This window comes from candidate division WOR-3 bacterium (assembly GCA_039801365.1).
Taxonomy (GTDB): domain Bacteria; phylum Hydrothermota; class Tepidihabitantia; order Tepidihabitantales; family Tepidihabitantaceae; genus JBDRUN01.
This window is the reverse complement of sequence record JBDRUN010000094.1, coordinates 1-9,534: the sequence shown is the minus strand read 5'-3', so window position 1 is coordinate 9,534 and position 9,534 is coordinate 1. Positions and strand designations below refer to the sequence as shown.

General features: G+C 60.1%; 9 protein-coding genes. 3 read left to right on the top strand and 6 right to left on the bottom strand.

From position 1 onward, the window contains the following. Nucleotides 1-541 (bottom strand): hypothetical protein (locus ABIL25_09895; protein ID MEO0082578.1); only part of this gene is annotated, 541 nt, incomplete at its 3' end. 30 nt (nucleotides 542-571) lie between these two features. Continuing rightward, nucleotides 572-1,219, bottom strand: coding sequence for a queuosine precursor transporter (locus ABIL25_09890; GenBank protein MEO0082577.1), 648 nt, complete (start codon nucleotides 1,217-1,219; stop codon nucleotides 572-574). Between the two features lie 115 nt (nucleotides 1,220-1,334). Between ABIL25_09890 and argF the strand changes: the two genes are divergently transcribed. From argF to trxB, 3 genes are all read left to right on the top strand, one after another. Further along, nucleotides 1,335-2,258 (top strand): ornithine carbamoyltransferase, encoded by a 924-nt coding sequence (gene argF, locus ABIL25_09885; protein MEO0082576.1) that lies wholly within the window; start codon nucleotides 1,335-1,337, stop codon nucleotides 2,256-2,258. A 36-nt stretch (nucleotides 2,259-2,294) separates the two neighbouring features. Then, complete coding sequence (locus ABIL25_09880; protein MEO0082575.1) at nucleotides 2,295-5,003, top strand: hypothetical protein; 2,709 nt, start codon at nucleotides 2,295-2,297, stop codon at nucleotides 5,001-5,003. 95 nt (nucleotides 5,004-5,098) lie between these two features. Beyond that, the gene (gene trxB, locus ABIL25_09875) at nucleotides 5,099-6,019 is read left to right on the top strand and encodes a thioredoxin-disulfide reductase (GenBank protein MEO0082574.1); all 921 of its coding nucleotides are present in this window, start codon (nucleotides 5,099-5,101) and stop codon (nucleotides 6,017-6,019) included. Nucleotides 6,020-6,046: 27 nt separating this feature from the next. Here the strand turns inward: trxB and ABIL25_09870 are convergent, their stop codons facing one another. The 4 genes from ABIL25_09870 to ABIL25_09855 form a co-directional block, all read right to left on the bottom strand. Continuing rightward, the gene (locus tag ABIL25_09870; protein MEO0082573.1) at nucleotides 6,047-6,745 is read right to left on the bottom strand and encodes a T9SS type A sorting domain-containing protein; all 699 of its coding nucleotides are present in this window, start codon (nucleotides 6,743-6,745) and stop codon (nucleotides 6,047-6,049) included. Further along, nucleotides 6,746-7,537 (bottom strand): hypothetical protein, encoded by a 792-nt coding sequence (locus ABIL25_09865; GenBank protein ID MEO0082572.1) that lies wholly within the window; start codon nucleotides 7,535-7,537, stop codon nucleotides 6,746-6,748. It abuts the gene before it with no gap. A 324-nt stretch (nucleotides 7,538-7,861) separates the two neighbouring features. Further along, nucleotides 7,862-8,458 carry a hypothetical protein gene (locus ABIL25_09860; GenBank protein ID MEO0082571.1) on the bottom strand — a complete coding sequence of 199 codons (597 nt, stop codon included), beginning with the start codon at nucleotides 8,456-8,458 and terminating at the stop codon, nucleotides 7,862-7,864. 150 nt (nucleotides 8,459-8,608) lie between these two features. Beyond that, on the bottom strand, nucleotides 8,609-9,241 hold the full coding sequence (locus ABIL25_09855; protein MEO0082570.1) for a hypothetical protein: 633 nt from the start codon (nucleotides 9,239-9,241) through the stop codon (nucleotides 8,609-8,611). Nucleotides 9,242-9,534 lie beyond the last annotated feature (293 nt).

The following is a 9,534-nucleotide window of genomic DNA, read 5'->3' as shown; positions in this document are numbered from 1 at the left end:
CGATGACATAGGCGAAGGAATCTTGGACTGCGAAGTCGTTCAGGGCCGTGTGAATCCATGAGCGTTGCGCCGGGTTCCGCTCATCGGTGATGCTCCATATCTCCAGCCCGGCGGTCGAGCCGACATATAGTAGGCTGTCGCGCACCGCCACGCGCTTCATGATGCCGCCCGCGTTCACGTCGGACAGCGGTTCGATTGTCAGAGAATCCTGTCGGCTGAACCTGAGCAGGCTGACTCCGGAACCCCGTGCCAGCGCCACCAGCGTTTCGCTTGGCGTCACCCTGCCGTCAACGTCATACGACGGCCCGTAGCTCCAACGGCCAATGCACCGGATTCCGCTGTCTTGTGGAATGACGCATCCCTGCCAGTACTCGTCCCTGAGTCCGCGCTCCTCAAGCCACCTTGCCCGAAACCTCGGATGCACCCGACCCAGCGAATCCATCACCGCCTGCTCCTTCCGCCAGTCCGAAAGCTGCCCTGCCGGCGCAGCAGCCGCCAACATGAAAAGGCAAGCCAATGGCACTCTGCCCCAGTTCCTCATGCGTCTATCCTAACACAGGCCGAATCCGGGTCAAACAGCCTGGTCTTGGGTGCTCCGCTCGCGTACCGTGTATATCATGGGCAGCGACACGAGCGTGGTGACGCCCTTGGCCAAGATGTTGGCCAAGAAGATAGAAACCACAACCGCAAGAGGCATCCGGCCGATGAATGCAAGCGAGCAGAACAGGGCCGAGTCAAGGGGCACGCTGACTGAGTTGGAGGCAAGCACTCTCATCCACTGAAGCCGGTGGCCGACCTTGTTGACCCAGAGCTGATATACTTCGCCGTCCACGAGTTCAGACACCACCTCGGCAATAATCGAGGCGATGACTATCCGCCACAGTGCCCATGTGGTGGGAGCGAGCACCTTGCCAAACTCGAGTTGCGGCCCGACACTTGCGTCCGGTGGAAGTTTCGCCACGAACACGAACAGCCCAGCCATGCACAGGTTGATGAGTGCGGCCGTAATGATTAGCCAGCGTGCGGTCTTGATGCCCGCGGTCTTGTGTACCAGGTCGCGGAGAGTGAATGTGAATGGGTACACCAACGTACCGGCGTCAACACTGAACCCGGCGATTACCACAATCCGCAGGCTGGTGATATCCGACAGCATCTGGGCCGCGATGTAGGCCGAGGAGACGACTGCAACTGCGGTGAGGCTCCTGCGGTCGCTGGTCATATCTTTATGATGGCCAAACGAAGCTCGGCGTCAAGCGAGGATCCCGCATGCGTCCTTGACTGGCCCTCCGCTTTCTCTATTCTTTGCGTGCCAAAGCGAAAGGACACGAATCGTCATGAAGAAAGACTTAGTATCCATTGCCGACCTGACAAAATCTGAAATCCAGGACCTGCTGGCTCGCTCGCAGGAATCAAAGAAGACGCTCACCAGCCAGAAAGGGCCGACCCCGGCCGAAGGCAAGACGGCCGCCCTTGTTTTTGAGAAACCGTCTCTGCGTACGCGGGTGACATTCGAGGTCGCGTTTCGGCAGCTCGGCGGTTCAACGGTCTATCTCGGCCCTCAGGAAGTGGGGCTTGGTACGCGCGAATCGGTGCCGGACGTGGCCCGCAACCTGTCAAGGTGGGTTGACTGCATCATCGCTCGTGTGTTCGAGCATGAGAAGATAATCGGCCTGGCTGAGAACGCCACAAAGCCGGTCATCAACGCGCTGTCGGATGCCGAACATCCCTGCCAGATTCTGGCTGACCTCCTGACCGTACTTGAGCACCACGGTCGGCTGGAAGATGTAACAATAGCGTGGACTGGGGACGGCAACAATGTCTGCAACTCACTGCTCCTGGCTTGTGGACTCATGGGCATCAATCTGCGCGTGGCCACGCCGCGCGGGTTCGAACCGCCGGAACAGGTAGTGAACAGGGCGCAGGAGTACGCAAGTAGGAGCGGCGCAAAGATTGTTTTGACCTACGACCCGGTCCAGGCCGCTACTGACGCGGACTTCATCTACACCGATGTGTGGGCTTCAATGGGTCAGGAGGCTGAGACCGAGCAGCGGCGCAAAATATTCCGGCCATACCAGCTCAACCGTGAACTACTGGCGTTTGCAAAGCCGGATTGCAAGGTACTTCACTGCCTGCCCGCGCACCGGGGCGACGAGATTACCGACGACGTGCTGGACGGACCTCAGTCGGTCGTGCTCGACCAGGCCGAGAACCGGCTTCATGCCCAGCGCGCACTTCTGGCCCGACTGATGGCAAAGTGAGAGAAATGACCGACGCATCAAGCTGATGGAGGTTGTATGAAGACGGCCCTGATTCTACTTCTGGTCGCCGGGCTGTCGCTCGCCGGGCCGGCCGGTATTGAGCCAGTTGTCTTAACCGGGTCGGAGGGTACCGAGCAGGTCTGGTTTCGAATCAATACCGGCAGCGGCTATCTGTACGATAAGCCCCTGCCTCCTGCCGGGCCAGGCGTTTCACGCTCCGACACCGGAGTGCTGTGGGTGGACCGCAACCACGCCAACGCTATCGCCCAGTCGGTCGCCATCTCAAACGACGGTCACCACATATTCGCCAATTGGTATCTCAATAATGAACGTGCCGCTAACTACCGGACGCTCGGCACCGAGGTACCGATGTGGGCCGCACCGGGCAAGTACCCCTGGGCCTATGGCGGCCAGCAGATCGGCATATCCCGCGACGGCTCGGTACTCGGGCTTTCGGCCTATAACGGCGCAGTCAAGTGGTCCGGCTCCAGCCGATACCCGGACTGGGTATTCCCGTATTCTTCCGGCGTTACCGGCTACACGCGCGTGAGCCGCACCGGTAACCGGGTTGTCACCTGTCAGGACGGAAAGCTGACCTGGCTGCGCGAGCGCGACATGCACGTCGTCTGGACCGCCGAGGTTCCAGAGCCAACCCGGCTCCAGGGTATTGACCTTTCGGACAACGGCCAGGTCGTTGCAGTGACAGTCTATGACTCCTGCATCATCTTTGACCAGGGCGAGCGCCGTGCTGCCGTGCCGATTGGCACCTCAAGCGCCGGCACCCAGTACGCCGCGGCCTTGTCCGGCGACGGCCGGATGCTTGTAACCGGCGACTACCAGGGGTATGTGAAACTCTATGCGTGGGACAGCATTGGCCGGGCATACAACCTGAAGTGGCAGGCTCAGGTCGGCACGCCCTGGGTTGCGGGCGTCGCAATTTCCCGCGACGGCAGCAAGATTGCCTGTGGAACCGGCTATGCCAACGGCAAGCTGTGTGTATTTGACTCCAGTTCATCAACGCCGGTGATGGTTTACCAGAACTATGGCTCGACCGGAGCCTATGTCGCTTCGGTTGCGCTCTCGGCGGACGGATCCAGGGTAGCGGCCGCATCCTGGGGTGACATCGCTCCTTCCGGCACGTTCCGTGTGCTGACGGTCCATAACACCAACGGCGACACCACTCCGCTTGTCGCCATAACCCGCGACGAGGAACCCGGTTCACTTTTCTGCTGCGACATCTCAGACGACGGCCAGTACGTGGCCGCAGGCGGCAAGGCGGTTCACGCCCAGCAAATGGGTAACGGCGGTGAAGTCTATGCAATTCTGGTTGGTGCTGCGGAAAGCCGCAACGTCGGTACCAGCGCCGCGCTTGGACCAGGACGGCACATTCGAGCAGGGGTTCCGGCAACGGTGTCCTGGCGCGTCACAAACTATGGCGACTCGACCGAGACATTCTACTCCTACGTTCTCATCACGGACTCTGCCGACAGCCTGCTGCGCCGCGACAGTGTGCTGGTATCCGGTCTTGCTCCTGGTGCTTTTCTGGACGTCTCGGTGGCCGCCTTCACTCCGCCGGCTTATGGTCAGTACGGTTTCACTTATTACACTGCGCTCGTGGCCGACCAGTATCATGGCGACGACACACTGCGCCTGTTGTCAAGATGCTTTCACGACGGTGTGCCGGTCTGGGTCAAACCGCCGTTTCCCGAGCAGACCGTGGGGATGAGCTTCACTCCGAAAGTCGGCGTGTGCAATAACGGTTCGTATGCTGATGCAGTCAGCATCACCTTCTTCATCGAGGATTCGACCGGCAACGTGGTCTACGCTGAAAGCGCCAGCGCCGGCACGCTTCAGCCCGACGATACCGTCGGTGTGACTCTGCCGCCAGCAACGATTGGTGCGCCTGGACCTCACACCGCAATCGCAGTGACGAATTGCCCGGAAGATTTCTACCCGAACAACAATACCTTCAGGTACCGGTTCCGATCTACTTACGAGATAATCTACGATGACGGAGTGCCCGAGGCGTTCTATTGGGTCGGCCGCAGAGACAACGACAAGTTCTACGTTCGATTCACGCCAACCGTTGCTCCACCGTTCGCCATCACCCGCGGTCGCTTCTTTGTCAATATGGCCAACACGCCCTTTGACTACGTGATGGTATGCCCGGACGCGGCCGGGATGCCCGATACCGCAAATCCCCTCCAGGTGGTAAACAACGTCAGCGCACCCCGGGCTCCAGGCTGGGCCGAGTTTGACCTTGATATCCATCGCACGAGCAGTAACGACTTCTGGCTCATCTGTCACTGGCCTCCAGGCTCGCCCGCGGTCGGCATCGGTGCGGACCGCGACCAGCCCATTGACCTCCGTTCCTACTTCTCTTCCAACCAAGACCCGTTCCGCCAGTGGACAACGCACGACTGGATGATGCGGCTCACGCAGTCCCTTGAAGTCGGCACCGCCGGGCCACGCGAGCCGCTCCGCTCTCTATCACTCTCTGTTCCCACCGTGATCAGCCGGCATGGTTTTGCCAGCTATTCGGTACCGGTCTTGTGCCATGTGAAACTTGCGTTATATGATGCAAGTGGCAGACTGCGGGCCTGTCTGTACGAGGGCGCGCGTGAACCCGGCACCTATCGCCTGCCACTTGATCCAGCCCGGGTCGGTGCCGGCGTGTACTTCTTGAAGCTTCTTCTGCCAGATATCCAAGAGTCGCTGACTGCCAAGCTTCTGCTCGTGAATTGAGATGAGATGAGCCATTCTTCTCTTAGCGCAGACCGGTCTGACCGGCAGGCAGACTCATGCTTGCCCGCTGACTCTTGCTGGCTAGAATACCCGGCGTGCAACGGCCCGAGGTTCTAATTGTTGGTGCTGGGCCGGCCGGACTGACTGCCGGAATCTACGCGGCCCGGTCCGGTCATAGGACTTTGATTCTGGAGAAAGGCCTGCCCGGCGGTCAAGTCACCTTCACACCCGAGGTCGAGAACTATCCTGGTTTTGCCGAGCCGGTTGCGGCGATGGAACTCGCCCAAGCAATGGAGGAACAGGCGCGGCGGCATGGCTGCGAAATAGAGACTATCGAAGCAATCCGGTTACGGACCGGCGACGGAGAGATTGAACTCGAAACTTCCGGTCCAACCCTCCGGCCGCGCGGGCTGATTATCGCCTCGGGTGCACAGCCCCGCGAACTGGGCATCAAGGGTGAGCGCGAACTGCGCGGCCGGGGCGTATCCTACTGTGCGGTGTGCGATGGCCCACTGTTCCGGGGCAAGGAGGTTGCCGTTGTGGGCGGCGGTGATTCGGCGCTGGACGAAGCACTATACCTTGCCGGACTCTGTTCAAGGGTATATGTAATCCACCGCCGCGACGAATTCCGGGCGGCAATGATGACTCAGGAGCGCGTGCGCAGGACCGAAAACATTAGACTTGTCCTGTCGAGCGTTGTAACCGCCATTACCGGTACTGAAAAGTTGGACTCAATCGAAGTGACCGACAGAAAGGACGGCTCGAAGACCGTACTGTCGGTGTCCGGCCTGTTCATCTACGTCGGTTCTGCTCCCAACACCGGCTGGTGTCAAGGCGTCGTGGATACCGACGAAGCCGGTTTTGTCCGAACCGACAGCTTGCTCCGCACCAATGTACCGGGCGTGTTCGCCGCGGGTGACGTGCGGGCTACTCCCCTACGCCAGATTGCGACCGCGGTCGGCGACGGCGCCCTGGCCGCGATGACCTGCCACCGCTACCTCACCGAGCGGCCGTAGCGCGGAACACGGCCTGGACGCTGACGCTCAGCGTGGGAGGATGAGCTTCCGAGTGAGCTTCTCCCCTCCGGCCTCAAGCCGGACGAAGTAGGCTCCAGCGGGCAGGCGTTGCTCGCCAGCAGTTCCGTCCCAGGGAACGATAACCTGCCCGGGCCCCAACTCGTCTTTGTACAGGGAGGCGACTACTCGACCCGCAGTGTCTAGGACGGACAGGGCGATGTGGGTTCGGACCGGCACCTGAACCAACACCTCGATGCCTCTGAGTGCAGGGTTCGGTCTGACTTCGAGCGTGGTGGTCCTTACCGGCCGCATTCCCGGCACCTCAGTCGCACCGCCGGGGACCTGGTCTCTGATGACGTAGACAGCCGAGTTGGCACAGGCAGCGAACACGTATCCTGAGTCCGGGTCCACGCCGAGCGCAAGCGGTTCATACCCTACGCTGTCGTCTGACACATCAACAGCCACGATGCGAGAGTCGCTCGCCTTAGTCAGGTAGAGGATGTCGTTGGTCGGGTTAAGCACCACACCCGACGTGCCGGCATAGTTGCCCGGTATTCTCGCGATGATGCTGTCCGTGGTTCCGTCGAGCACGAATATGGTATCGCTCGTTGCTCCGTACACGTGGTTGGTCCGGGGATTCCAGGCCACCGTGCCAGAGGGCAGGAACTTGCGAACCGTGTCGCCGTACCCATCGATGACAGCAGTCCCCCCCGAACACAGGCTCACTTAGACCTTGCCATCGGTCTCGTTCGTGGTCATTCCGCCAGGCCCGCCGGGCACCTGAATAGTGCATACCAAGCTATCCCCAGCCCCGTCTATGACCGTCACGTCGTCTCCGAACGTGTTCGTGACATACACCTTGTTGTGCGTTCCCAGATGCCCCAGGTAGGTGGCACCATTGCCGGCAGGCACAATGTTCAGTAACGAGTCCGTAGCGCCGTCGCGTACCCACACTTTGTTGTTGCAGTTAGCATAGACCTTGTTGCTTCTCGGATTGTAGCACATACCGACAGGGTCCGGAGCGAGTTCGAACACACGAAGGAATGTGCCTGCAGCTATGTCGAACACTGCTGTCTTGCCGAGACCAACCACTGCATAGAGTTTGTGGTCCTGCGTGTTGAGGCACACCATCTGCTCGCCATTCTGTACAACCATCCCATAAGGGAGGGCTATCGTCTCCACGATGCTGTCGGCCCGAGTGTCTATGACCTCGATGAGCGTGTCAAGCCCGGCCAGAGTGCAGAACCGGCTCAGGCCCTGGTCCAGATACAGCCCATGCGTGTAGTGATTCACCCGACCTTCCACGTCAATCCGCTCGACCCGGCGACCCTCAGGGCCTGCCATTACCCCCACCGCGCCAACACCACCGTAGAATACCCTACCTTGCGCGGTATCGCAAACGGCCAGCCTCGACACGCCGACCACGCCTGCAGAATCCGGTAGCACCACCCTTCCTTCGATTGTCTGCCCGCGGGCAGAAACCACCAGCAGAAACAGCAGGCTTGCCATGCGCTTCATGACTCTATAGTAGGCACAGACAAGACCGTCGTCAAGGCCCGGGGCTTCATGGTCTTACTTGCTTACTGTGTACCTGCCGGTGGCGTGAACGCCCAGCAAGTCTACTGTGACCGTGTATGCTCCGGCCGGCGCTGCTAGCCGAGAGAAGGCGGCGGTTGACGGCAGCCCGTCAGGAGCGTCGGCGGCTCAACCTGAGGCTCGTGACCCGGCTTCAGGCCGGCCGAACGAGGGTCGAAAAACAGGCAGAAGACTCCTCAAGTCCGATGCCCGTCTTGTCCCAAAATCTGTGAAGCAGTACACTGTCAGCCCATAGCAGCCCTATTCTCAGTAGGCGTGGTACGCAAGCCCGATGCGCACTCGGTCCACTGCGACCGACGTGACTGTCTCCTGGTACGGTCCCCATAGCGGGTCGACACCAGTGTATTTCTCAGTCTCGTATAGCTGCAGCTCAGCGAGGAGTTCGCACCTGCTGCCCACGCGAACGCGCGAACCAAGACCGAGACGCAGTCGGTAATTGCCGGGAAACATGAAGCGCGTATCCGCTGGTCGGCTTCCACAGTACAGCGAAAACCGTAGTCCTGCACAAGCGTATGGCAGCACACGCCAGGCGCAAGGAGGACTGAGACTTGCCTCCAAGTCCAGGTCCGGGAAGAGCATTATCCCGCACCCGCCTTTGAGGTAGCACTGGAATTCCGCCAGATTCAACCTAAACCCGAGGTTACTCCAAGGTCGGTACTCGGCGAAGAAACCCGGCCCTACATAGGGGTCGCTGATGACCACCTCGTAGAGCAGTCTGCCTGTACTATCGTAATAGGCCGTGCCACTGGATACCAGATTGGCACTTAAGGCACCGCCGATAAGTACCCGGCCGGGCTGCGCCCCATGTGCGACGCAAACGCAGGCCAGAACCGGCAGAGCCACAGCTAAGTCAAACCAGCACTGAGGGTGAGCTGCAACAGATGCCTCAGGTCCATCTCCGGTTCGTCGTGAAGCGGGATGAGCAGCGGCCATGCGTGGATTGGTCCTATACTTATACGGCACGCCGGCTGTTCGGTTGCCCTCTGTGATAGACTACCAAGTGCGGTATGTCGTCCTCGTGGACGGGCATAACGTATCGGAACTTCCGGTGAAGTAACCCTGGCTGTACCATTCCCAGGTGACCGAACGGCTGTACGAGTAGTCTCGATACGTATTCATGGACCAGCCCCATCTGGTCACCCAGCGACCGACGTACTGAACGGGTCCATTTCGCGTGATGCCGCAGTTCTGCTTGAGCGACATCCAACCGGGGTTGGTCCAATCGCGCCAGACCTTAGCACCTGGCTGGACTCTCTTCAGGTACGCACCGCTGTAGCTGGCGTTGATGTAGCTGGCGCCGTACCAGCCATCGAGCGCTATTTCGTCGTAGAACCCCGCCTGCTGGGCCTGCGCCAAGTTCTCCGAGGGCGTAAGGTACCCCATACCGTGCAACTGATCGAGCGTCACTTGAGTGAAGGGAACCCCGTCCGCCGTCGGGGGCGGAGGTGAAGGGGCAGTTTCTGCCTCTATCTCCATCACCTCGGCCTTTATCTGCGGTGGCGGCGTAACGCCACGGCTGGCGGGGGATTGACCGTACAGGGCGATGTAGTAGAATGCGCTCGCCATCACTGTAGAGATGCCGCCCAACAGAATGGCGAGACACGCGGCTCTTGACAGGCTTCTCACGTTTCCTCCTTGAGATGCATTCGGTCACTTAGCCGTCATAGCCTGGACTCTGACGATACTCATCCAATTCCTGCTGTCAACCCCTGTCAGTATTGCCTCCTTCCTTCGTGGCCGAAAACAGACTTGGCGCGGCTGAATGCCGCGAGGTTCATCGCTGATGGAATGCACAGCCTGCTCCTAGCTCTGAGGCACCGCAGGTATTGTACCAGCATTCGATGGAGTCGTAGCGTTGAGGGTTCCCCGTGTACGTGACGCCGGTGAAGATGCCCGACGGTGCGTCCGCCATGGCCGTT